General features: G+C 56.7%; 22 protein-coding genes and 1 pseudogene. 14 read left to right on the forward strand and 9 right to left on the reverse strand.

Annotated features, from left to right (window positions below):
- Positions 1-170: 170 nt before the first annotated feature.
- On the reverse strand, positions 171-377 hold the full coding sequence (locus LMH93_RS00080; RefSeq protein WP_011953085.1) for a co-regulatory protein PtrA N-terminal domain-containing protein: 207 nt from the start codon (positions 375-377) through the stop codon (positions 171-173).
- Between the two features lie 166 nt (positions 378-543).
- Here LMH93_RS00080 and LMH93_RS00085 point away from each other — a divergent pair, with 166 nt between their 5' ends.
- From LMH93_RS00085 to LMH93_RS00120, 7 genes are all read left to right on the forward strand, one after another.
- The gene (locus LMH93_RS00085) at positions 544-1,221 is read left to right on the forward strand and encodes a heavy metal response regulator transcription factor (protein WP_011953086.1); all 678 of its coding nucleotides are present in this window, start codon (positions 544-546) and stop codon (positions 1,219-1,221) included.
- A complete protein-coding gene (locus tag LMH93_RS00090) occupies positions 1,221-2,627 on the forward strand; it encodes a heavy metal sensor histidine kinase (RefSeq protein WP_011953087.1) in 1,407 nt (468 codons plus the stop codon). The genes LMH93_RS00085 and LMH93_RS00090 overlap by 1 nt, the downstream gene beginning before the upstream one ends.
- Positions 2,628-3,097: 470 nt before the next feature.
- Positions 3,098-4,351 (forward strand): TolC family protein, encoded by a 1,254-nt coding sequence (locus tag LMH93_RS00100; RefSeq protein WP_011953089.1) that lies wholly within the window; start codon positions 3,098-3,100, stop codon positions 4,349-4,351.
- Entirely contained in the window at positions 4,348-5,814 is a 1,467-nt protein-coding gene (locus LMH93_RS00105; protein ID WP_011953090.1) for an efflux RND transporter periplasmic adaptor subunit, read from the forward strand. The genes LMH93_RS00100 and LMH93_RS00105 overlap by 4 nt, the downstream gene beginning before the upstream one ends.
- Positions 5,811-8,969 (forward strand): efflux RND transporter permease subunit, encoded by a 3,159-nt coding sequence (locus LMH93_RS00110; protein WP_011953091.1) that lies wholly within the window; start codon positions 5,811-5,813, stop codon positions 8,967-8,969. Before LMH93_RS00105 ends, LMH93_RS00110 begins: the two co-directional genes overlap by 4 nt.
- Positions 8,966-9,313 carry a copper-binding protein gene (locus LMH93_RS00115; protein ID WP_011953092.1) on the forward strand — a complete coding sequence of 116 codons (348 nt, stop codon included), beginning with the start codon at positions 8,966-8,968 and terminating at the stop codon, positions 9,311-9,313. Before LMH93_RS00110 ends, LMH93_RS00115 begins: the two co-directional genes overlap by 4 nt.
- Positions 9,314-9,595: 282 nt before the next feature.
- Positions 9,596-11,032 (forward strand): IS1182 family transposase, encoded by a 1,437-nt coding sequence (locus LMH93_RS00120; protein ID WP_028697700.1) that lies wholly within the window; start codon positions 9,596-9,598, stop codon positions 11,030-11,032.
- 378 nt (positions 11,033-11,410) lie between these two features.
- Here the strand turns inward: LMH93_RS00120 and LMH93_RS00130 are convergent, their stop codons facing one another.
- From LMH93_RS00130 to LMH93_RS00165, 7 genes are all read right to left on the reverse strand, one after another.
- Entirely contained in the window at positions 11,411-12,070 is a 660-nt protein-coding gene (locus tag LMH93_RS00130) for a methyltransferase family protein (protein ID WP_011953093.1), read from the reverse strand.
- Positions 12,067-12,342 (reverse strand): DUF2933 domain-containing protein, encoded by a 276-nt coding sequence (locus LMH93_RS00135; protein ID WP_011953094.1) that lies wholly within the window; start codon positions 12,340-12,342, stop codon positions 12,067-12,069. The genes LMH93_RS00130 and LMH93_RS00135 overlap by 4 nt, the downstream gene beginning before the upstream one ends.
- Before the next feature lie 25 nt (positions 12,343-12,367).
- On the reverse strand, positions 12,368-12,823 hold the full coding sequence (locus LMH93_RS00140) for a hypothetical protein (RefSeq protein ID WP_011953095.1): 456 nt from the start codon (positions 12,821-12,823) through the stop codon (positions 12,368-12,370).
- A 138-nt stretch (positions 12,824-12,961) separates the two neighbouring features.
- A complete protein-coding gene (locus LMH93_RS00145) occupies positions 12,962-13,984 on the reverse strand; it encodes a YVTN family beta-propeller repeat protein (protein ID WP_047932759.1) in 1,023 nt (340 codons plus the stop codon).
- 265 nt (positions 13,985-14,249) lie between these two features.
- Complete coding sequence (locus tag LMH93_RS00150; RefSeq protein ID WP_004575963.1) at positions 14,250-14,450, reverse strand: heavy-metal-associated domain-containing protein; 201 nt, start codon at positions 14,448-14,450, stop codon at positions 14,250-14,252.
- A gap of 337 nt (positions 14,451-14,787) precedes the next feature.
- Complete coding sequence (locus LMH93_RS00155; protein ID WP_137108948.1) at positions 14,788-17,310, reverse strand: heavy metal translocating P-type ATPase; 2,523 nt, start codon at positions 17,308-17,310, stop codon at positions 14,788-14,790.
- Positions 17,311-17,353: 43 nt separating this feature from the next.
- A complete protein-coding gene (locus tag LMH93_RS00165; RefSeq protein WP_011953098.1) occupies positions 17,354-17,512 on the reverse strand; it encodes a hypothetical protein in 159 nt (52 codons plus the stop codon).
- A 47-nt stretch (positions 17,513-17,559) separates the two neighbouring features.
- Between LMH93_RS00165 and LMH93_RS00170 the strand changes: the two are divergent.
- The 7 genes and pseudogenes from LMH93_RS00170 to LMH93_RS00200 form a co-directional block, all read left to right on the forward strand.
- Positions 17,560-17,895 (forward strand): annotated as a pseudogene (locus LMH93_RS00170) (helix-turn-helix transcriptional regulator); the annotation flags it as partial.
- 423 nt (positions 17,896-18,318) lie between these two features.
- Entirely contained in the window at positions 18,319-19,338 is a 1,020-nt protein-coding gene (locus tag LMH93_RS00175; RefSeq protein ID WP_015268415.1) for an ATP-binding protein, read from the forward strand.
- A gap of 174 nt (positions 19,339-19,512) precedes the next feature.
- Positions 19,513-19,767 carry an STAS-like domain-containing protein gene (locus tag LMH93_RS29740; protein ID WP_128337688.1) on the forward strand — a complete coding sequence of 85 codons (255 nt, stop codon included), beginning with the start codon at positions 19,513-19,515 and terminating at the stop codon, positions 19,765-19,767.
- A gap of 417 nt (positions 19,768-20,184) precedes the next feature.
- Entirely contained in the window at positions 20,185-20,418 is a 234-nt protein-coding gene (locus LMH93_RS00185; RefSeq protein WP_156867445.1) for a hypothetical protein, read from the forward strand.
- Positions 20,419-20,728: 310 nt separating this feature from the next.
- Positions 20,729-21,652, forward strand: a complete 924-nt coding sequence (locus LMH93_RS00190; protein ID WP_011953102.1) for a hypothetical protein — start codon at positions 20,729-20,731, stop codon at positions 21,650-21,652.
- 220 nt (positions 21,653-21,872) lie between these two features.
- The gene (locus LMH93_RS00195; protein WP_015268418.1) at positions 21,873-22,082 is read left to right on the forward strand and encodes a hypothetical protein; all 210 of its coding nucleotides are present in this window, start codon (positions 21,873-21,875) and stop codon (positions 22,080-22,082) included.
- Positions 22,083-22,096: 14 nt separating this feature from the next.
- Complete coding sequence (locus tag LMH93_RS00200) at positions 22,097-22,303, forward strand: hypothetical protein (protein ID WP_011953104.1); 207 nt, start codon at positions 22,097-22,099, stop codon at positions 22,301-22,303.
- 143 nt (positions 22,304-22,446) lie between these two features.
- Here the strand turns inward: LMH93_RS00200 and LMH93_RS29605 are convergent, their stop codons facing one another.
- The gene (locus LMH93_RS29605) at positions 22,447-22,575 is read right to left on the reverse strand and encodes a hypothetical protein (RefSeq protein WP_003253468.1); all 129 of its coding nucleotides are present in this window, start codon (positions 22,573-22,575) and stop codon (positions 22,447-22,449) included.
- Positions 22,576-22,657: the final 82 nt, after the last annotated feature.

The following is a 22,657-nucleotide window of genomic DNA, read 5'->3' on the forward strand; positions in this document are numbered from 1 at the left end:
AATCAGGTAGATCGCTGATATCCAGACTGCGGGATCCGCAGCCATCTGGTTTCAATTGAGCTCCCCCAAGCCTCGTAGACTTTCGCCAAAGCACAAGGATTGCGGGAGGCAATACCCCGAAAGCTGACATAGTTCAGATTCCGGGGTGATTACATTTCTGTAAGCTAAGCTCAGCAGCTCTCGTGGCCGGGGTGCTTTTGGCTTTGGGCGGTAACAGGAGCCTCTGCTTTTTTCTCCTGAGCAACCTGGTAAGCCTGCATGGAAGATGCACGTGCAGCTTCCATCCTGGCGAAGGTGCGATCCGCGCCGCCTTCAGCCAGGGCGAGGCTCGCCATGCCGAAGGTGACTACCATCACAATCGCTTTGATCATGTTCATTTGCGTTTCCTCTAAGGGTCAGTTTCGCCTGATTGGCGCCGTTCACAGTGCTCAAGCTAGCTACCCGGCACTGTCAGCAAGCTGAGCCCGACATTACTTTTCCGTCAGCTTCTGGTTGGGTGCCTTTTTTGCTGCACACTGAAGGGCATCCAAGGGGGCGCAGCAGATGAAATTACTCGTAGCCGAAGATGAGCCAAAAATCGGGGCCTACCTGCAGCAAGGGCTGACGGAGGCAGGCTTTACCGTCGATCGTGTGGTCACAGGGACCGACGCGCTGCAATACGCTTTGAGCGAGGCGTATGACCTGCTGATTCTTGATGTAATGATGCCGGGGCTAGACGGCTGGGAGGTGCTGCGGATGGTACGTGCGGCAGGGAAAGAGGTCCCAGTCTTGTTTTTGACGGCCCGTGATGGCGTGGACGATCGCGTGAAAGGGTTAGAACTCGGGGCTGACGATTACCTGGTCAAACCCTTTGCATTCTCGGAACTGCTAGCGCGTGTGCGCACTTTGCTGCGAAGAGGCAGCAGTGGCTATGCTCAGACCACTATGAAGATGGCTGACCTGGAGGTAGACCTGCTTAAGCGCCGGGCCACCCGAAATGGCAAGCGGATCGACCTCACAGCCAAGGAGTTCTCCTTACTGGAACTACTCATGCGCCGACGCGGCGAGGTACTGCCGAAGTCCCTGATCGCATCGCAGGTGTGGGATATGAACTTCGACAGCGACACTAACGTGATCGAGGTTGCTGTTCGTAGGTTGCGGGCCAAGATTGATGACGATTTCGCCCCCAAGCTCATACATACAGTTCGTGGCATGGGCTATCTGATGGATGTTCCCGAGTAATGCGCGCCCAATCGTCGCTCGTTAAACGCCTTACCCTCATGTTCATGTTCGCGGTCATCGCCGTATTGGTCGTTGCCGGCGTGAGCTTCTACATGCTCAGTCAGCACCATTTCCAGATGCTGGATGAGCAAGCCCTGGCCGAGAAACTCGAATCCACCCGGCACATCCTTTCACTTTCAGCAGCACGTGATGAACTTGAGGATCAGGAGCCTCAACTGCGTGCTTTGTTGGGGGCTCATCAGGACCTTTCTGCGGAGATTCTTGATGCTGACGGTACTGTCCTGTTCTCGGACTCCAAGGCATCCCGCATCCCTGAGCGCTTTAAGCAGGCCTCTTCTGGCGCCGTTTGGGACTGGCAAATCGACTCGCGGAACTTCCGGGGGATTACCTCTCAACTGGCTATAGCGCAGGCGCAGGCGCCGGTAACAGTCATGTTGATGCTGGATGTCACCAGCCATGCCCACTTTTTCAAGACGCTGCAATGGTGGTTCGGCATTGGCTTGGTCATCAGCGCTCTGGTTAGTGCAGGATTGGGGTGGATCGTGGCCAAGAGCGGTCTTCGGCCGGTTGGGCAGATCACCAAGGTGGCGACATCCATGTCTGCCCGGTCCCTTCGCGAGCGAATTCCATTGGAGCCCGTGCCGCTTGAATTGCAGGAGCTGATCCTCTCCTTCAACGGAATGCTTGCACGCCTGGAAGACGCGTTCGTCCGGCTATCAAACTTCTCAGCCGACATCGCACATGAGCTGCGGACTCCGGTAAGTAATCTTCTGACGCATACCGAAGTCGTTCTGACCAAAAAACGCGACCTCGATGCCTACGAAGACAACCTCTACTCCAATCTTGAAGACCTCAAGCGCATGTCGCGCATGATCGATGACATGCTGTTCCTGGCAAAAGCTGATAACGGCTTGATCATCCCCGAGCAGGTTGATATCGATCTGGTCGGGCTAGTGTCCAGACTGATTGAGTACTACCAGCTTGCAGCCGAAGACCGAAGCATTCGGCTTGCCCTTCAAGGCGAAGGTACGATCCGTGGTGACCGGCTAATGATTGACCGGGCGGTTTCCAACATTCTATCCAACGCTTTGCGCTATACCCCCGAAGGCCACGATATCGCCGTCCGGATTGTCGAGGCGGCTGATCAAGTGAACCTGTCCGTCCAGAACAATGGGGCCACGATTGATCCGGAACATATCAACAAAATCTTCGACCGGTTCTATCGCGCTGACCCTGCAAGGCGGGAAGGAAGCCCAAGCAACGCCGGCTTGGGTCTGGCCATAACGCGTTCGATCATCGAGGCTCATGGTGGGCGAATTTGGTGTACCTCCGCTGACGGCGTGACGAGTTTTCACATCGCTCTGCCGCACGCCAAACAATCCACTTCCAAGCCTCAAACGGCTTAATGCTCATTTCATGCGTGTAACCTATACTCGGCCATCATGAACCGGCTCCTACGACTGTTCACCATCCTGCTTCTAATCGCATCGCTTCCTCTCAACGGCATGGCGGGAGTCGACTCAGCCATTGAACCATGCCCCATGCAAACCATGGGGATGGAGATGATGGCGGGGATGGATCACGATTGTTGCCAGGATACTGATCCAGGATCAGCTGCCGACCACTCCAAAGCCTGCAAAGTGGGCCAGGAGTGTAGAACCGCGAGCACAGTTCAGGTCGAAATAATTAACCCCACGCTCACCTATTCTGCGCCTAGGCCAGTAGATACCTATGCGGTGAGCCTCGTAAACAGGGCGCCTCCTGACCCTTGGCGGCCACCCCGCGCCTGATTACCTCTTAAATTCACCCCATCGTCCTGTTTTGCAGCCGGATGATGGCATGCGCTTGCGCGCTGATTTTTTGAGGAATCATTTCCATGACTCCCCCACGTTACCGATTAGGGATGGCATGTCTGGCCGCTCTGATCAGCCTGTTGTCGACGTTACCGGCTCAGGCTACACCGTTGTCTCTGGAGGAAGCGCTTCAACTTGCCGAACGCAATGCCCCCATCCTCCAGGCCAGGCAAGAGCAAATGACGGCCGCTCGACACGCTGTGATCCCAGCAGGCGAGCTGCCTGATCCACGTCTCAACCTAGGAGTGCAGAACCTTCCTGTTGACGGCAGTGATCGTTGGAGCATGAACCGCGATTTCATGACGATGCAGGTTGTCGGCCTCTCCCAGGAAGTACCAAACCGGGACAAGCGGGAGGCACGAGTTGAGACGGCACGAGCGAGCGTTGAGCGAGCCGATGCAGAGGCGGTGTTCGAGCGCTTAAAAGTGCGTGCTGCCACAGCCCAAGCTTGGGTCGCGGCGTACACCGTTCAACGGAAACTGCAGCAGTTTGAGGACTTCTACAAAGAAAACCGTCTGTTGGCCGCAGCAATCCGCGCACGCCTGGCCGGCGGTACCGGCGCGACGGCCGACGCACTTGCTCCTGACCAGGAAGCTGCGCAACTCGATGAGCAAAAAGATGTTCTGCTCACACAGGCCGCTCAGGCACGGGCTGCACTCAAGCGATGGATTGGAGAGGATGCTGATCCGCAAGCTCAAGCATTTCCGCGCTGGCCAGTGAGCGCGCCGGACTATCTACACGCTATACATGCACATCCAGAATTGGCGACCTACAACGCCCTTACGCGGGAAGCACAAGCTCAAGTGCACCAAGCCTTGGCAGAAAAGAAGTCGGACTGGGGGTGGCAGGTGGATTACCAGCGGCGCGGGCCTGAATTCAGCAATATGGTGAGCCTGCAGGTAAGTTTCCAACTGCCCTTGTTCGCTGGCTCACGGCAGGACCCGATGATCGCGGCACGTCGCGCACAAGTCCGGCAACTGGAGGACGAACAGGAAGCGGCATTGCGTGAGCATAAAGCGCAGCTGGAGACAGATCTTGCGGATTACCAGCGATTGCAGCGAGCAGTGCAGCGCAGCCGTGAAACATTGTTACCGCTAGCGGAGGATCGAGTCCGCCTCGCCCTTGCTGACTATCGAGCCGGTAAATCACCCTTAAGTGAGGTTCTCACCGCTCGACGTCAGCGGGTTGAAACACGACTGCAAGACATCGATCTGCAAGGACAGTTGGCCGCGACAGCTGCACGGCTGCACTTCGCGTATGGAGAGGTGCGCGCATGAGAAATTCAACTATCAGCCTTGTGGTATTGGCCGCGTTGGCTATCGGCGGTGGCGTTGGCTATCAGCTAGCAAAGCGTGGGCAGGTGTCCACTGCCTCCCCTGAAACGCTACAGAAGGTGCTGTATTGGTATGACCCGATGTACCCCCAGCAGCACTTTCCAGCACCGGGCAAGTCGCCCTTCATGGACATGCCACTGGTGCCGAAGTACCAGGAAAGCACCGCTGCTGAGGTGAGCCCCGCAGTTCAAGTTTCACAGGGGCTCCAACAAAACCTGGGGGTCCGTCTGGCTACCGTAGCGAAAGGGCAGCTTGCTCGAACCCTCCAGGTGAGCGGCGTGCTTACCTTCGATGAGCGGGATTTTAGCGTTCTGCAGGCTCGTACCGGTGGCTACGTCGAACGCACCTATGGCCGCGCTACAGGCGACGTGGTTGCCAAGGGCGCCCCATTGGCAGATGTGTTGACGCCTGAATGGGCGGGCTTGCAGGAAGAGTACCTGGCGCTTCAGCGATCTGGGGACAATGAATTGCGCGCTGCAGCTCGGCAACGACTACTGCTGGCGGGTATGCCTGCCGATCTTATCAACCGGATTGACCGTACGGGAAGGGTCCAGAATTCGGTAACGCTCTTGGCCCCAACAGCAGGCGTCCTTCAGGCTCTGGAATTGCGGCCAGGCATGACAATGACACCGGGTGCAACGTTGGCGAAGATCAATGGTATCGCGAACGTCTGGCTTGAGGCCGCAGTACCTGAAGCGCAAGCCCAAGGCCTACAGGAAGGACAGGCAGTGCAGGCGAATCTGGCAGCGTTCCCAGGCGAACCTGTTCCCGGCAAGCTGACCGCATTGCTGGCTGATGCGGATCTGCAAAGCCGCACCTTGCGGCTTCGTATAGAACTGCCCAACCCCGGCGGCCGGTTGCGCCCAGGCATGACCGCGCAGGTTTCCCTCCATCCGTCCGGGCAACAGGATGACAGCCTACTGGTGCCAGCCGAGGCGATCATTCGGACGGGGAAACGCGATCTCGTAATGGTGTCAGAAGACGGAGGTCGATTCCGGCCGGTGGAAGTAGTGCTCGGCCAGGAAAGTGCTGGCCAGGTGGTCGTGCTGCGAGGCCTTCAGGCGGGCCAGCGCGTTGTGGCGTCCGGGCAGTTTCTGCTGGACTCCGAAGCGAGCTTGAAAGGTATCGAGGCCGTTACTGCTGGCGATGCTCCACTTGCGCAACCTGTACAGCCGGCTCTACATCAGGCCAATGGGCGCATCGTTCAAATAGAAGGTAATCAGCTGACCATCGCTCATGGACCGTTCGTGACGCTGGGCATGCCTGGTATGACGATGACTTTCCCTGTGGCAGATCCCCGCTTGATTGCCGGACTCAAGGTTGGCGAACGCATCCGGTTTGGAGTGCGCGAGCGCGATGAAGGCATGGTCATCGAGCAAATAACCCAGCAGGAGAACCAGCCATGATCGCGAACCTGATTCGTTGGTCGGTTGGCAACCGCGTCCTGGTCCTGCTGGCAACACTGTTTGCCGTAGCTTGGGGCGTTTTCTCTCTGCGCAGTTTGCCGATCGACGCGTTGCCTGACCTGTCAGATGTGCAGGTGATTATCCGCACCTCCTACCCAGGGCAGGCACCGCAGATCGTGGAAAATCAGGTGACATATCCCCTGACCACCACAATGCTTTCCGTACCCGGAGCCAAGACAGTGCGGGGCTTTTCAGCATTTGGAGACAGCTTCGTATATGTGTTGTTTGAGGACGGCACAGATCTCTATTGGGCGCGGTCCAGGGTGCTCGAATACCTAAGCCAGGTTCAGTCTCGATTACCGGCGTCCGCTAAGCCAGTGCTCGGACCCGATGCCACTGGTGTAGGCTGGATCTACCAGTATGCGCTGGTGGACCGCAGTGGTACCCATGACCTGGCACAGCTGCGCAGCCTTCAGGACTGGTTCCTGCGCTTCGAGTTGAAAACTCTTCCGGACGTTGCCGAAGTGGCGACGATAGGCGGGATGGTCAAGCAGTACCAGGTAGTGCTCGATCCGCTGCGCATGGCCAGCTTGGGAATCACTCAAGTTGAGGTTTCGGACGCCATCGCCAAGGCCAATCAGGAAACCGGTGGCGGCGTGCTCGAACAAGGCGAAGCTGAGTTCATGGTAAGGGCTTCCGGCTATCTGAAGTCACTCGATGATTTCCGAGCCATTCCCCTGCGCCTGGCTGCGAAGGGTATACCCGTAACACTGGGCGATGTAGCCACTGTACAGCTGGGCCCTGAGGCACGTCGCGGCATCGGCGAGCTTGATGGACAGGGCGAAGCGGTGGGCGGCGTAGTAATTCTGCGCAGTGGCAAGAATGCGAAAGATGCCATCGCTCACGTCAAATCCAAGCTTGAATCGCTGGAAAAAAGCCTGCCTGCCGGGGTCGAGCTGGTCACTACCTACGACCGTAGCCAGTTGATCGATCGTGCTGTGGAAAATCTGAGCCAGAAGCTGATTGAAGAGTTCATCGTGGTCGCACTGGTGTGCGCTGCATTTCTTTGGCATCTGCGCTCATCGTTGGTCGCCATCGTCTCGCTTCCGGTTGGTGTCCTCATTGCCCTGATCGTCATGCGCCACCAGGGCATCAACGCCAACATCATGTCGCTTGGGGGCATAGCCATTGCAATCGGTGCGATGGTGGACGCCGCTGTGGTGATGATTGAGAACGCGCACAAACGGGTTGAGGCTTGGCATACGTGGCACCCTGGAAAGTCGTTGCGTGGCGAAGATCATTGGAAAGTGATGACTGAGGCAGCAGTCGAGGTCGGGCCTGCGCTGTTCTTCAGCCTCATGATCATTACGCTGTCCTTCATACCGGTATTCACCTTGCAGGCTCAGGAGGGAAGGCTGTTTGCGCCCCTCGCATTCACCAAGACTTATGCAATGGCAGCAGCAGCGGGCCTTTCGGTTACCCTGGTACCCGTGCTGATGGGGTACTGGATTCGGGGTCGTTTACCGGCAGAAGAGCGCAACCCACTCAATCGAACCCTGATACGGCTCTATCGCCCAGCATTGGAGATCGTTCTACGCCGGCCAAAGCTCACGTTGGCGGGTGCACTGTTGATTTTGCTCAGCAGTGTCTGGCCCCTGAGCCAGCTCGGCGGCGAATTCTTGCCGCCACTGGATGAAGGCGATTTGCTGTACATGCCGACTGCCCTGCCAGGTCTTTCGGCGCAGAAAGCCTCTGAGCTTTTGCAACGTACGGACCGGCTGATCCGAACGGTACCGGAGGTCGCCAGTGTCTTCGGTAAAGCGGGCCGGGCTGAATCAGCGACCGACCCGGCCCCGCTGGAGATGTTCGAGACGACTGTCCGACTTAAACCGAAGGATCAGTGGCGAGCAGGGATGACCACTGAGAAGCTGATCGAAGAGCTGGACCGTACCGTGCAGGTACCTGGGCTAACCAATATCTGGATCCCACCGATTCGAAACCGTATCGACATGCTCGCAACCGGTATCAAAAGCCCGATCGGCGTAAAGGTTGCCGGCAGCAATTTGAATGAGATCGACCGGGTGACTCTGGCTATCGAGAAGGTGGCCAAAACGGTTCCAGGGGTGACTTCCGCCCTCGCCGAGCGATTAACCGGTGGACGCTACATCGATCTGGATATCGACCGCCAATTCGCAGCGCGTTACGGCCTGAACATTGCTGATGTCCAAGCGATTGTTGCCGGCGCCGTTGGGGGCGAAAACATCGGCGAAACCGTAGAAGGCCTGGCGCGATATCCCATCAGTGTTCGGTACCCACGGGAGTGGCGTGACTCTGTTGATGCCCTGCGGCAGCTACCGATTTACACCAGCCAAGGGGGGCGAATCACACTGGGAACCGTGGCACGGGTGCGTATTGCGGACGGTCCACCCATGCTCAAGAGTGAAAACGCGCGCCCCTCGGGCTGGGTGTATATCGACGTGCGGAGACGGGACCTGTCCTCCGTCGTTGCCGACCTGCGCCGGCTAGTCGATCAGCAGGTGAAGCTCGATCCTGGCATAAGCTTGAGCTATTCCGGGCAGTTCGAATACCTGGAGCGCGCCAATGCGCGCTTAGCATGGGTAGTACCGGCGACGCTGGCCATTATTTTCGTCCTTCTCTACCTCACGTTTGGCCGCCTCGGTGAAGCGCTGCTGATCATGGCTACCTTGCCATTTGCGCTAACCGGCGGCGTATGGCTGCTGTACATGATGGGCTACAACCTGTCGGTGGCCACGGGTGTCGGTTTTATCGCCTTGGCTGGGGTCGCAGCAGAGTTTGGAGTCATCATGCTGATCTACCTCAACAATGCCTGGACTGAACGAAACGGCAACGGTACGCAGGGGCAACCTGCGCTTCTGGATGCTATCCGCGAAGGGGCCGTGCAGCGCATCCGCCCCAAAGCCATGACCGTAGCAGTGATCGTCGCAGGCTTGATGCCAATCCTCTGGAGTAGCGGTACCGGCAGCGAAGTCATGAGCCGGATCGCTGTACCCATGGTCGGCGGCATGCTCACCGCGCCTTTGCTCTCACTATTTGTAATCCCTGCGGCTTACTGGCTCGTCAGGCGCCGCGGACTCGCTGTACACGATAACCCCCAAACAGGAGTAACCCGATGAAGAAGCTACTGATCAGCGCTGGCCTGGTGTTCGCCGTTGCGGCGGCGGTGCAGGCCCAAGACATGTATGGCACGGATATGAAGAATATGCCCATGGAAGGCAACGAGACCCAAGGCAGCCAGGCGGCTCCGACTGCATCGGCTGAGGGAACCATCAAAGCTTTGGAACCAGGTAAAGTTACCTTGGCGCATGGACCAGTATCAGCCCTGAAATGGCCGGCAATGACCATGGGCTTCAGCGCTACCGAGCAGCAACTCAAGGGACTCAAGGTAGGCGACAAGGTCAGCTTCGATTTCCGAATGAATGGGGGCACAGCGACGATCGTAGGCATTCGCAAGCAGTGACGGATTGACTTCTAACCCTGCCTATTAGAGCTGATAGGCAGGGTCATTTAGCCAAACTTTGGAAAAAGTGCTGCCGCAATTCCTGACCGCGCCGCCTTCAGCTCTGTGCCTCGGGACGCTAGTTGGTCTTTGCGCTCTGTAGCCGGGATGCATTCAGATCAGAGTAGTAGCTGACGTTTGAGCAGAGATCTTCGTGCATCACGATCTATATGGGTCCAGGCTGTGTGAAAACACCTGCGATTGTCTAACCTTCTGATCGTGGAGATCGTGGCGGGGACGATCATGAAGCGGTTCATTGAAGGTGAGGTCCGGACGCAAGTCACGCTGCTGCCGGAGTGCCTGGATGATTACATCACCGAAGAAAACCCAGTTCGGGTGGTCGACGTTTTCGTCGATGAACTCGACCTGGGAGCACTCGGCTTCGAGGGTGTCGATCCGGCTGCAACGGGGCGTCCGGCCTACCATCCAGCAGTCCTGCTGAAAATCTACATCTATGGCTACCTCAACCGGATTCAGTCCAGCCGCCGGCTTGAGCGCGAGACAGAGCGCAATGTCGAGCTGATGTGGCTAACGGGCCGGTTGGCTCCTGACTTCAAAACGATTGCCGACTTTCGCCGAGACAACGGTAAAGCCATTCGCAGCGTGTGCCGGCAATTCGTAGTGCTGTGCCGCAACCTCAATCTTTTCTCTCAGTCGATCATTGCCATCGACGGCAGCAAATTCAAAGCCGTAAATAACCGCGACCGCAACTTCACCCAGGGCAAGATCAAGGCGCGCATACAGCAGATCGAGCAGAGCATTGACCGCTATCTTGCGGCGATGGATTCGGCGGATCGGGCAGCGCCCGAGGTCGCCGAGGCCAAGGTTGAACGGCTGAGCGAAAAAATAGAGAAGCTGAAACAGCAAATGACGAAGCTCAAGGACATTGAAGCGCAGCTTCACGCCAGCCCAGATCAGCAAATCTCTCTTACCGATCCTGATGCACGCTCAATGGCCACGAGTGGCCGAGGTAGTGGCACGGTTGGCTATAACGTACAAACAGCAGTCGATGACAAACACCATCTGATCATTGCCCATGAAGTCACCAATGTTGGCAATGACCGAACGCAACTGAGCAATATGGCGAATCAGGCGCGCGAAGAGATCGGCGCTGAGTCGCTGACAGTCGTCGCCGACCGAGGCTATTACAAAGGTCCGGAGATCCTTGCTTGCGAGCAGGCCGGGATCACCACTTTTGTACCGAAGCCGCTGACATCAAGCAGCAAAGCGGAAGGCCGATTCGGCAAGCAGGACTTCATCTACATTGCTGCATCGGATGAATACCGATGCCCTGCGGATCAGCTACTGACTCGCCGGCATTCTTCGGTGGAAGACGGCATGTTGCTGCACTGCTACTGGTTCTCGGGCTGCCAAAGTTGCGCCATGCAGAAGCAGTGTACGACGGGTAAGGAACGCCGGTTAAAGCGCTGGGAGCATGAAACGGTAGTCGAAGCGGTGCAGATCCGATTGGAGCATGATCCAGGAAAGATGAAAGTTCGCCGGCAAACGGTGGAGCATCCCTTCGGAACGCTCAAATACTGGATGGGAAGCACTCACTTCCTGACCAAAACCCTACCGAGGGTAAGCACCGAAATGAGCCTTCACGTGCTGGCTTACAACCTCAAACGAATGATGAGCATCTTTGGCATCGCTGGGCTGATTGAAGCGATCAGGACATGAGGCCAAGCATTTTTTGCGTCCGTATACGGCTATTCGGGCCGCTGCGGCGGCCCAAATAGCACAGGCCGCGTCTGGTGCCCGACTTAGGTAGATCAGCACTTAGATCTGCTGAATTAACAGGCTGCCCCAGCTTCTTTCGCTACTCGACGTACTTACTTGCGTTTTCACACAGCCTGGGTCGAAAGCGGACAGGGCATCGCAAAGTCATCCAACTGCCTGAGTTATCCGAACGCCAACAAGGATTCCACCGAGCTTGTCGACAAGAAAACCCGCGACAACTCAGAGTGTTATCCGAGCAAACAGACTTTGGATACCCTATTCCCGCTAGAAACACTGCCGCTGAAACCCTCCTGGCATGTAGCTCCTTCGTCCTACGCTTCAGCCTCTATGACCCCCACCCAACCTTTCGCGCAGGTGCGGAACGAACCTAGGCGTAACGCGGGTATAAGCTTCGTAGGCAGCGCCAAACTGCTTGTGCATTTCCCGCTCTTCGGAAACCGCCAAACGCCCGTACATCACCAGCAACACCGGGAACATTGCCAGCGTCAGCAGCGTCGGCCACTGAAGGAGAAAGCCCAGAAGAATCAGCACAAATGCCACGTACTGCGGATGTCTGATCCAGCCATAGGGCCCGACCGTTGCAAGTGAACGGCGGCGTTGCGCGTGATATAGCACGTTCCAGGCGGCAGAAAGCAAATAGAAGCCGAAACCCAGGAATAGGTAACTGGCAATGTGCAAAACACTGAAGTGTGGGTTGCCCTGGTCACCGAGCAACGTCGACCACAGATGGCCGGATTCGTGGGAAAGCAGATCGAGGTTGGGGAACCTGGCCTGCAACCAGCCTGACAACAGATAGATCGTCAGGGGGAAGCCATACATTTCCACAAACAGGGCAACGATGAAGGCCGAGAATGCACCGAAGCTCCTCCAGTCTCTCGCCGTTGCCGGCTTGAAGAAACTGAAGGCAAACATGATGAAGATCGCGGAGTTGATGAAAACCAGCGACCAGAGGCCATACGCGCTTTCACCATGATTCATGATGGATCTCCCGGCTTATGGATATCAGCCTTATCGGAGGGGGCCGGTTTGCTCTGGCCCTGGTGATGGTGTCCCCCATGTCCTCGATGCATGAAGACATGCATCAGCGGACAGGCGAGCAACAACAGATAAGGCAGGGCTCCAACGACATGGGCAAGGTGCTCGGTGAGCAGGAAGTAGACGGCGATCCCACCGATTACCACCAGGCCGATTGCATAGCGTGAACGCCAGAAACTGTGTGGTGAGCCGTTTTCATCGAAGTGAGGGTTCATAGCGACTCCTGGGAAAGGAGATGGGTTACTTCGATGCAGCAGATGGCATGCGGTCCATCATCATCTGCATCATCGACTCCATCATGTCCATGCGCTTTTCCATCATCTGGTGGCGGGCGGCCATATCCCCGCCCATGCCGCCATGCATGCCCCCCATTTCAGGCATGCCACCCTCCATGGACTTCATCATGGCCATGCCATTTTTCATCAGCGCCATATGCTCGGCCATCAACGCCTGACGGGCTTCCGGCGTTTTGGCTGCAGCCATCTTTTCGTGCATGGCTTGCATGGCCTTCATTTGCTGGTCCATCGCCGCCATTTGCCCTTTGTCCATTGGCTGAGAAGGCGTCTTCTCGGTAGCCGCCGCGCTTGGCGCATCGGCCGGGTGATGTGTCGAGTGTTCATCGGTGTTTTGCGCCATGGCGCCCACGGACGCTGCGGCCAAACAAAGTCCGATCAGTAAATTTCGAACGTTGTTCATCATCATCTCCTTAGCACTGTTTTAAAGCCGGATGCCTTGGTCTGGGCGCTAGGCCTCACCTGGCACGACAAGCAAATTACTGCGCCGGCGTGAATGCTCATTTTTCGCGTCGTGCTCGGGTTGTACACCGACGGGCTATTATTGGGCACTCGGCGGCTCGAAGCTGATCCCGTTTGGCCCGGCGCCAACCTTATGGGTAGCAACGACCTTTCGGCTGCTCGTATCGATGACAGATACGGTGCCCGCTTCAATATTGCTGACAAACACATAAGCGCCGTCGCTGCTGATGGCCACACCATGGGCACCCTTGCCGGTGGTCACGGTGCCCAGGCTGCTACGCGTCTGGAGATCTACGATGGAGACTCGGTCGTCCGGATTCTGGCCACTGCCCTGATTCGCGACATAGACCTGGCGACCGTCAACGGTGGCCATCATCTGGATTGGCGTGCGGCCGACATCAACCTTGCTGATCACCTTGCGTCTGGCCGTGTCGATGATGCCAAGCTGATTTGTCGCACTGAGCGAGACGAATGCCAGGCGACCGTCAGGGGCAAAGCCGACCTGGACAGGGCCTTTGCCCACGGGAATCTGCGCGGTTTCTTTGAGTGTGACGACATCGATAAGCGATACGCTGTCGCTCTTCATGTTCGCGATATAGAGTGTCCGGCCATCAGGGCTCAAGCGCAGCCCATGGGGATAACGCCCAGTTGGAATACCGGGCAACTCGATTCGCTGCTCAAGGTCAAATACTCGCACCTGGTTGGCAGCGGAATCGGTCACAAAAGCTCGCAGCCCGGTGACGTCGGTGACCACATGAGCCGGGTGATCGCCTGCCGGGAAGCTGAACGGTGGCCTGTCCAGCGCGCTGGTACTGAACACCAGCAACTGCCCACCGGGCTTTTCACCGCTCGAATGCCCCGCATGTCCAGCCACTCCAACAACCAGAAGCAAGCTGCCGTCGGGCGAAACCTGTAGGTTGTGGGGTGCGATCGGCAAGGCGACCGTGCTCACATCACCTGTCGCAAGATTTACCTGGCTAATGGAAGCGGACCGTTCATTGGCCGTGTAGACGTTACCCGTAGGGTTTGCCATGACCAGCCCCAGAGGGATGAGCAGGAATATCCCCAAGGCCATAGAACTAAACCGCTTGGCAGTCATCATTGTGAATGAGCTCCAACGAGGGGCCGGGGTATGTGAGCCAGGCTGGCCTATACATTTACTCAAGATAAACACCAATCGCGAAGCATTTTCTTGATCAGCGTCAACGTCCACAGCTTGACTCGGCACTGGGTGATCGAAGGCCGTCCATTTCTTGGGGAGTATTGCTGGCTATCCCGACCCGGAGTCAGTCGACATCAGGCTGTATATGAAGAAACCGCGCCATGAAACATGGCACGGCGGCTTGCCATCTGAGCGGTAACGAGACTTAGCGACTGACTTTGGTTGGGTAACCAAGCGCCTGGACCAGTGCACCGACGCGTTCCGCCTCGATGTTGCTTTGGACACTCACTGTACCGGCAGCACGATCAACGATCACCTTCGCGTCGCCATCGGCAGCCTGGATGGCCTTGGTGATCTTGTTGACACAACTGCCACATCCCATACCGGAAACTTCCAAAACGAACATAGCGGGCCTCTCATGCTGGTACGGCTTTTCTCGCCGCATTTACAGCTTCAACCTTGACACGATGACAAGGTCAAGGCCCGGTCAAAGGATTTATCTTCGCCCTGAAATCTTGTCCAACTCCTCTGGCGGCGGCCCCTGCTGCATCACAATTGTCCCTTACGATCTTGGCAGAAGATGGCGGACGTCGCAGTTGCCCGATGTCCTCCATCAGGACCAGATTGGCGCCGAACTCGCGGACATACCCGCTAAGGCCAAAGCCCTAGACAGTCAGTCATATGGATCAGGCGTTGAAACGCTGATGGCGGAACTTCCTCTCATAGGTTGCGGTGTGCCCATTTCAGTCTGTGACTACGCGCTTCAGCCGCAGTGCGTTGAATACCACGGAAGCCGAACTTACGCTCATGGCCAATGCCGCAATCATCGGTGACAATAGATGGCCGGTAAGCGGGTAGAACAAACCTGCCGCCAGCGGTATGCCCATAGCGTTGTAGAAGAATGCGAAGCCCAAGTTTTGACGCATGTTCTTCACCGTGGCCACGGATAGTGTTCTGGCCCGCAGGATGCCCATCAGGTCGCCCTTGACCAGCGTCAACTGGGAGCTGTTCATGGCAACATCGGTGCCAGTTCCCATGGCGATCCCGACATCAGCCCGGGCCAGCGCAGGGGCATCGTTGATCCCATCTCCTGCCATGGCAACCCGGCGCTTATCGCCCTGCAGGAGCGCCACCAGTTGCTCCTTGTCCTCGGGTTTCACTTCTCCGTGGACTTCCTCGATGCCGAGTTGTTTCGCGACCGCACGTGCCGTAGTCAGGCCGTCGCCGGTGGCCATGATGACCTTCACATCTTCTGCCTGTAGCCGGGTTACCGCCTCCTTGGAGGTGGGTTTGACCGGATCGGACACCGCTAGCAGGCCAGCGAGCACGCCATCGACGGCCAAGTACATGATACTCATGCCTTCCAGACGCAGCTGCTCGGCGCGGTCTCGCAACGGACTGGTGTCGAGGCCAGCCTCTTCCATCAAGGTCGTGTTGCCAAGCTGCAGCCGTTTGCCGTTCACCTGGCCACGTACACCGATCCCAGAGCCCGACTCAAACGCCTCTGGCTTGGACAAGCTGTGTCCATGCGCTCGCGCATGATCGACAATCGCATGTGCCAGCGGATGCTCGCTGCCTTGGTCCAGGCTGGCGGCAAGGCGCAAGACTTCGGGTGGCATGAACTGCCCGGTACCGACCACGCTATGAAACACTGGCCGGCCCTCGGTGAGGGTCCCGGTCTTGTCGACGATCAGCGTGTCGATCTTGCAGAGGTTCTCGATAGCACTGGCGTCTCGGAAGAGCACGCCACTGCTGGCAGCCTTCCCGGTAGCGACCATGATCGACATGGGAGTGGCTAGGCCGAGCGCGCAGGGGCAGGCAATGATCAGGACCGCGACCGCATTGATCAGGCCGAAGACCCAGCCAGGCTCCGGTCCGAAAAGCCCCCAGCCGAAGAGCGTGACCAGCGCGACCAGAATCACCCCCATGACGAAATAGCCGGCCACGGTGTCCGCCATCCGCTGCATCGGGGCTTTCGAGCGCTGAGCCCGCGCGACCATCTGCACGATTTGCGAGAGCACTGTCTCGGCGCCGACCTTCTGCGCCGCCATCACAAGGCTGCCGTGGGTATTCAGCGTGGCACCGATGAGTGCATCCCCAGCTTTCTTCATCACTGGCACGGGCTCGCCTGTCAGCATGGATTCATCGATAGCACTTTCGCCTTCCAGGACCACCCCGTCGACCGGCACCTTCTCGCCAGGGCGAACGCGCAGGTGGTCGCCCGTATGCACGTGGGTGAGCGGAATATCTTCCTCCTGACCATCGGCCCCGATGCGACGGGCCGTCTTGGGGGCAAGACCCAGGAGCGACTTGATGGCGGCGGAGGTTTGTGAGCGCGCCTTGAGCTCGAGCATTTGGCCGAGCAACGTTAATGAGATGATGACTGCAGCCGCTTCGAAGTAGACACCGATGCGGCCATCCTGCATGAAAGTCGTCGGGAAAACCTGCGGGAACACTGTGGCCGCAACGCTGTATAGGTACGCCGCAGCCGTTCCCAAACCTATCAGGGTCCACATATTCGGGCTGCGATTACGAATCGATGCGACCCCACGCACGAAAAACGGCCAGCCAGCCCATAGTGTCACGGGAGTGGCCAGAATCAACTCCACCCAATTCTGTGTGGCACCATGCAGCAATTGGAGTTGGTGGGCAGTCATGGCCAACACGGTCACGATGACCGTCAGGGGCAAGGTCCACCAGAAGCGGCGGGAGAAGTCCTTGAGTTCCGGGTTCTCGTCTTCCTCAAGCTCCGGTATTACCGGCTCTAGGGCCATGCCACAGATTGGGCAACTGCCCGGCCCACGCTGGCGGATTTGGGGATGCATCGGGCAAGTGTATTCGGCGTCCGCCGCGTTGCTTGGCTGCGGGGCAGCCGAGTGGAGATGGCCCGCGTGTTCTTGGTCCTGGGGAGGGCTAAGATAATGCACAGGCGCTGCGCGGAATTTCGTCAGGCACTTTTCACTGCAGAAGCGGTATGTCCTTCCCTCGTATAGCTCGAAGTAGCGACTATCCGGTGGCACCGTCATACCGCATACCAAATCGCGCTGACTACCATCCGGTTGCTCATACGGGTGCGAGTGGTCATGGTCATGGTCATGGTCATGCTGGCACGATTCGGTGTGCATGAAGTAGTTCCCTTTGTTGTCCGGTTTGGACGAGTTTTCACCCTTCTGGTGAGAATACCCGCCATGGTTGTGCCCGAAGAGTTGCGTCAGCGGACAGAGCAACAAAATTAAATAACTGTAGTGCCTGTGACAGGTGGCCATAGTGCACGAGCCACATAAAACAGGCCAAATATGGCCAGCATGATCAGTGCAATACCGCCTTTAGTCCGCCAAAAAGGTATTGCCAGATCTGTACCACGGCGATGGGCTCCATCATGATCAACTCCCAAGCTGGGTGGGAAATATCGGCCGCTGCCGTATTGTCCAGCCTAGACAACATCTCCTTGAACAGCTGTGACGCCAATCAATGCTCCTGTAAGCGTGTCGATTATTGTTGTGGTGTAGCGTCATGGCATAGATCATTTCTGGAGGTTGCTGATCCTGCTGCTGCACCAGTGGTTGCCCTTCGACAATGCGCTGGCTGCCTTGTACCCCGGCGAGGGAGTGCCCAAGCCGCTGGAGGAGTACGACGCCGGCTCCCGGTGGGGAACGCCGTCCATGCTTTCCTGCCTGGACGGCCTATACTTGCTCGACCCCTTCTACCAGGCCTGTCAGGAAGGCCTGCCCAGTGGGCTGTAACGCCTGGAGGAGATCGCTTCTGACCAGTTCCGTCAAAGCGAGTACTTCCTCAGTTACTTCCACGCCAACGCATTGGAAGACGAGGTGCAGTTCGTTCTCCAGTTGCCGGCCAAGGTAGCCTTATGCGATCTAACAGCTCAAGCCCCAGACCTGATACATGCGGTGCGGTACAGCGCTGATCGGGTCACTCTTCGCTGTTCCCCTTCCAGCTTTGCCTTTGCCCACAGCAGACGTCGGAGATGAAACTGCTCGGCGGACTCACAAACCTGCTCCAGTGCTCTCGCACAAGGCTTTGATCTGGCCATCTTTGCTTGAATGGCTGACCCGTGGCAGGGCGTTGGCCGTGTTTTCTTCGTGCGTGTTGAGCCCAAGGCGAGCGCGATCCACCATCCACAGGCCGCTACTGCCGCGCGCCAATTCTATGCCGGCACTACTCGTCAAAAAATAGGTGAGTGCTTACCCGGCAGGCAATGGGCTACTATCGAGCCCTATATCTATCCGAAAGGGTTAGCTCCGTTGCCAGGGAATTGCATGCAGGCCATCGATATTGAAAACGCGATCGTTCTTCCTTGGGGGCTTGGCTCAAGATCGCCCCATGACCTGTTTTCTGTGTGCGCAGAAATCATTAACTGCCCTGGTGACATCGTTTTAGACGCTAGCAACCTCTCGTATATCGATCCGTTAGGGATGGCCACGCTGCGAGCGTTGTTTGAAAACCAGTTGGTCCAGAAGCGAGTTTCGATGCAGTTTTTGAGCAGAGACCTGACCTCCTACCTGGCCAGGATGGATTTTTTCAAGGACATTGATGTAGAGGGTGTAGATCTATCGGGGGTAGGACGTCGAAACGACCGAAGCACCTCGTTGGTGGAAATCACCAAAATCAGCGAACACCATCAAGCAGAGGCTGCAGCCTCTCGCCTCGCTAGAGCTATTACGGGAAGGTTGACTCAATCGGACCCGGATGCCCCAGTCGACGAGCACACGGGACGGAATGAGTTTGACTCCTACCGGGGCCCTCTGGAGTATTCGCTCAAGGAGCTATTGGAAAACTCGCTTACTCACGCCCGCAGAGAGGGACGTGGTGACGCCGCCGTTTGGCTGACCTGTCAGTTTTATCCAAAATTGAACCTTGTACGCATGGCCATCGTCGATAATGGGTGTGGGTTTCTCGCGACACTGAGGAATCACCCTGAGCTTCATGACCGCACGCATTTGCACGCGATCGAGGCGGCACTCAAACCGCGAGTGAGCTGCAACCGGGGTGCGATGGCCCAGATCCTGGGTAGCGAGAACCAAGGTATCGGGTTAACAACTACCGCAAAAATTGCAGACGCGGCGGGCGGTGGTTTGATCATCGTGAGCGGCAATGGCATACATGACACAAAGCGTCGGCAGTCTCAGGAGCTGCATGATGCGCTGTGGAATGGTGTATCGATCGCGTTTAGCTGTACCCGTGAGCTGCTGCCCACCATTTCGATCAGTGACTTGCTGCCGAAGGACGATGCAGGACAGGTTGACGACGATCTCGACCTAGATCTGAATTTCCGCTAGCTCTGGCTTTTTGATAGCTCGAGGGCTAGAGTCGATCATGCAAGGAGCGGTAAATGGGAGATTCAGCGTCAACTGAAACTCTCGGGCTGCAAAAAAGGATTATGCAATACAAGGGGTTACGACATGCAAACTCAAATTCGATTAAGTAGGGATAGTTCTATCCGAACGTACGGAATGCGAGCTTCAGCGATCCCCTACCGTACCGAAATCGAACGCTCGCTCAGCAGTGGTGAGAGCGTTGTCATAGATTTCGCTGGGAACGATGTCACTCAGTCCTTCGTCGACGAGTTGATCGGGGCGCTGATTCTGAAGGAGGGTCGCCAGGTGGTATCGCGCCTTGCCTTTGAAAACTGCACCAACGATGTCAAAGGAATCATTAAATTTGTGGTCCATGATCGAGTTCGACAGCTGCAAAAAATGCCCGCGTGACGGATCCGCATTGAATTTAAGGCCCTCAATATTGAGGGCCTTTTCATTGGTGCCAGGCAAAAGATAGCCGTCTTGAGTGGCCCCCATAGCTCGCCCTGAAAAGCGAATGTCAGGGGACACACCGCAGAAAAGCGTTCTGTAGCGGAGGAATACGTGGAAAACGGAGCTTAGGTTTCCTCATTGAGATGTGTAGAAATCCATCGCGACTCACCTATGCAAAGGCTGCGAAAAGCCTGAATCTACTGGGGTATCGTGGCGTGAGATATGTGCAAAAAAATGTGCACAGCATCTGCGGATTGGAGAGCTGGCTTGGCTCCTTAAGTAAAACCATCAAGCTGCAACGGACCTGCAACTCCTGCGGCTTGAAGCAAAGCGGGTAATACCACCCCTGAGCCCTACGAGGTGGTGTTCCGGTTTTTGACCAAACGAGAGCACGCCAGGCGCGCAAATGAGCTGCACGACCAGCTGAATGAAGTGCTCGGGGTGGCCAGAAATCTCAACGATGGGCTGTACTTCGGTGGAGCAGACGTCACGGTGCTACAAGACTTTACCATGCTCGATGCGGAAGACTTCGTGCGGTACAACCTTCACGACTGGCTCAGTGTTGGGGATACCGATGAAGATGAAGAAGGTGCCGATGATGCTGACTGAGCTGCTATCGGCCTCCCCTTTAGGATCTGGGTTTGACCTTAGCTGACCGGCTGCTCTACAAACCAATTGATTTTCTCCGGAGCCGGTGTCACTGTCGCTCCAAGAATAGCCCCCACGCCTCGGGCAGGTCCCAGACCTGTACTGCGCATCAGGGGGTTAGTTGTTTCTAGGGCCCGCCCAGGTCGATCAGGCATGCTTTGGGCTGGCCTCAAACCAGTGGGTGACCACCAAAAGGGTCAGTTAGGCCTACTGCTGCCTATCCTCGCTCGTTACCATCCAGAAACCCTCTATTGATACGGTTTCAGCAAAGATGGATGTCTATAAGCTCCGCATCGAAGACACAGAAAGCAAGATCATCGACAAGGAAGGTTTCGAGGCCGAGACCTTCCGCAGAGATCCGTGGTACCAGCCTGGAAGTGCGGGCAAGCTAGCTCAGTTTGCTGTATGCCCGGCATGCGACAACCCTGTCCAGCTGGTTGGGCTGTATGAGCTACCGCCTAACGTGAAGAACCCATTCGGGAAACATGCTACTAAGAGCATTCGCGGCATCGCTCCATTTGATAGTGAGGCCCGTAACGATTGCCCGTACTTCAAGCCTCGCCAGCATAAGAAAACAGAACGAAAAACCAGGTTTGACGGCGTCCCGCGGAAGATTCTCAAGCTATTGATCGAACAGTTCGATCGCGTGGTTTACATCCTGGAGAAAGAGACCCAACTGGTCCTTTCCGAGAACGCGTTGAGAGGCATGCTGCAGCGTTACAAGGGAGAGCGTGGCTACCTCTATACCGGCGCGACGCTTCGCAATGTGCCATGGATCTTTGCTTACATGTCGGACGCCACCCGCCTGTTTGGCCAGAAGGTCAGTGGAAATGCTGAGCTGGTGAAAGCTATTGCCGCTGAGGTGCCGGGGGCGGAAATCAGCAGCACTGGTCGGCTGGAATCGAAGAAGGTGCCTGGTTCGAAGGCGGCATATTTTGATCTCAAAATGAGTTTCATCCGCCATCGAATCGTCAAAGACAGTGAAGCGTCTGGCTTGGTTGAAAGCATGGAGTTTGTAGTGTCACAGCCTCGCGGAGGTGAGCTTGAGCACATTCACAAGGAAGTCATCAAATTCGATTCGGCTTGGTTCGAATCTCTTATCCGGATGCCGGTTGATCATCCTTATCGCAGAATGGATAGAGTGAAGATGGCCCGGGAGGAACTGGGCGATCTGCTGGAGCTGACTCAGGCCTGAGGAGGCCTGCTGTAAACCACTTTTTTTCACTGTAAACCACAGTGGTTTACAGTGAAAAAAGTGGTTTACAACGTAGCTATGACACGCGCCCTGGCCACTCCCCAGGCCAGCGCGCTCCTCATTGGTTCGTTCAGCCGGACGTCGAACACCTGTGCTGCTCGGGGCCTTGCCACGCCGCGGTGTCCTATAATTCATCTTCAGCTGAGTGGAGCAAAATGTTGTGAAGCGCACATTCATTGGAATGGTCGAGGCTGGTGAGCCACTGATGAGGCAAGCGCTTGAAGCTATCCGACAGGCCCACGAAGCGGAGGCTGCTGGATTGCCAGACCTTGAGGTACAGCGTCTTCACCTATTGGCAGATTCGCTCTATCAGGCGGTCATTGATTTTCAGCTCCTCAAAGCAGGTAAACCACCGTCGACTATCCAGTGAGGACCTGCCGCTACATGACGAAAAAGATACCAGCTCTTCTCCCCGACCACCCCATGTATACCGACGCAGTGGATGCGATGAAGCAATACCACGAGGCGCAGGCTTCTGGCTCATCTGCCGAAGAGGTTGAGCGCCTGCGTCAAATCGCAGAATCACAATTTCGGGCTGTCAGCGAGTATCAGCTCAACGCTCTGGGATATCAGTCTCGTCGTCCGCACTGAAGGGATAACCGATCCGGAGGTAGCTTCAGAATCCATCAAGCCAAGCGGAAGACTCACGACGCGGTCCGATTGATCAGCGAGACGGTCGGGAGGGTTTGCACACAGCCCCAAAAAAAAAGCAGCTCCCGAGAGCTGCTTTTTTCTTACTCCCCCTTTTTGTGCTTGTGGGGTTTCAGGTCCGGATGGTCCTTCTGCTTTTCAGGGGTGACTCGCTGCCTTTTGTCCGGAGTGCCATCTTCATTGGTGCGCTTTGGGCCTGGCTTGATGCTCATGCAAAACTTCCTTTTCCGCTTGGGTTGTTGAATGCAGCTATGTAATTAGTCCAGCTTCTCTCAGCTGTCAAAGCAGGCTGGT

The organism is Pseudomonas sp. CIP-10 (assembly GCF_020911845.1).
In the GTDB taxonomy this organism is placed as follows: domain Bacteria; phylum Pseudomonadota; class Gammaproteobacteria; order Pseudomonadales; family Pseudomonadaceae; genus Aquipseudomonas; species Aquipseudomonas alloputida.

Bases quoted from the DNA above. Each gene is read 5' to 3' on its own strand.
- LMH93_RS29605 (WP_003253468.1), bottom strand. From the start codon at position 22,575: ATGAGCATCAAGCCAGGCCCAAAGCGCACCAATGAAGATGGCACTCCG.
- LMH93_RS00110 (WP_011953091.1), top strand. From the start codon at position 5,811: ATGATCGCGAACCTGATTCGTTGGTCGGTTGGCAACCGCGTCCTGGTC.
- LMH93_RS29740 (WP_128337688.1), top strand. From the start codon at position 19,513: ATGCGAGCTTCAGCGATCCCCTACCGTACCGAAATCGAACGCTCGCTC.
- LMH93_RS00080 (WP_011953085.1), bottom strand. From the start codon at position 377: ATGAACATGATCAAAGCGATTGTGATGGTAGTCACCTTCGGCATGGCG.
- LMH93_RS00090 (WP_011953087.1), top strand. From the start codon at position 1,221: ATGCGCGCCCAATCGTCGCTCGTTAAACGCCTTACCCTCATGTTCATG.
- LMH93_RS00085 (WP_011953086.1), top strand. From the start codon at position 544: ATGAAATTACTCGTAGCCGAAGATGAGCCAAAAATCGGGGCCTACCTG.
- LMH93_RS00175 (WP_015268415.1), top strand. From the start codon at position 18,319: ATGCAGGCCATCGATATTGAAAACGCGATCGTTCTTCCTTGGGGGCTT.
- LMH93_RS00190 (WP_011953102.1), top strand. From the start codon at position 20,729: ATGGATGTCTATAAGCTCCGCATCGAAGACACAGAAAGCAAGATCATC.
- LMH93_RS00200 (WP_011953104.1), top strand. From the start codon at position 22,097: ATGACGAAAAAGATACCAGCTCTTCTCCCCGACCACCCCATGTATACC.
- LMH93_RS00130 (WP_011953093.1), bottom strand. From the start codon at position 12,070: ATGAATCATGGTGAAAGCGCGTATGGCCTCTGGTCGCTGGTTTTCATC.
- LMH93_RS00150 (WP_004575963.1), bottom strand. From the start codon at position 14,450: ATGTTCGTTTTGGAAGTTTCCGGTATGGGATGTGGCAGTTGTGTCAAC.
- LMH93_RS00115 (WP_011953092.1), top strand. From the start codon at position 8,966: ATGAAGAAGCTACTGATCAGCGCTGGCCTGGTGTTCGCCGTTGCGGCG.
- LMH93_RS00145 (WP_047932759.1), bottom strand. From the start codon at position 13,984: ATGATGACTGCCAAGCGGTTTAGTTCTATGGCCTTGGGGATATTCCTG.
- LMH93_RS00135 (WP_011953094.1), bottom strand. From the start codon at position 12,342: ATGAACCCTCACTTCGATGAAAACGGCTCACCACACAGTTTCTGGCGT.
- LMH93_RS00105 (WP_011953090.1), top strand. From the start codon at position 4,348: ATGAGAAATTCAACTATCAGCCTTGTGGTATTGGCCGCGTTGGCTATC.
- LMH93_RS00100 (WP_011953089.1), top strand. From the start codon at position 3,098: ATGACTCCCCCACGTTACCGATTAGGGATGGCATGTCTGGCCGCTCTG.
- LMH93_RS00120 (WP_028697700.1), top strand. From the start codon at position 9,596: ATGAAGCGGTTCATTGAAGGTGAGGTCCGGACGCAAGTCACGCTGCTG.
- LMH93_RS00155 (WP_137108948.1), bottom strand. From the start codon at position 17,310: ATGGCCACCTGTCACAGGCACTACAGTTATTTAATTTTGTTGCTCTGT.
- LMH93_RS00140 (WP_011953095.1), bottom strand. From the start codon at position 12,823: ATGAACAACGTTCGAAATTTACTGATCGGACTTTGTTTGGCCGCAGCG.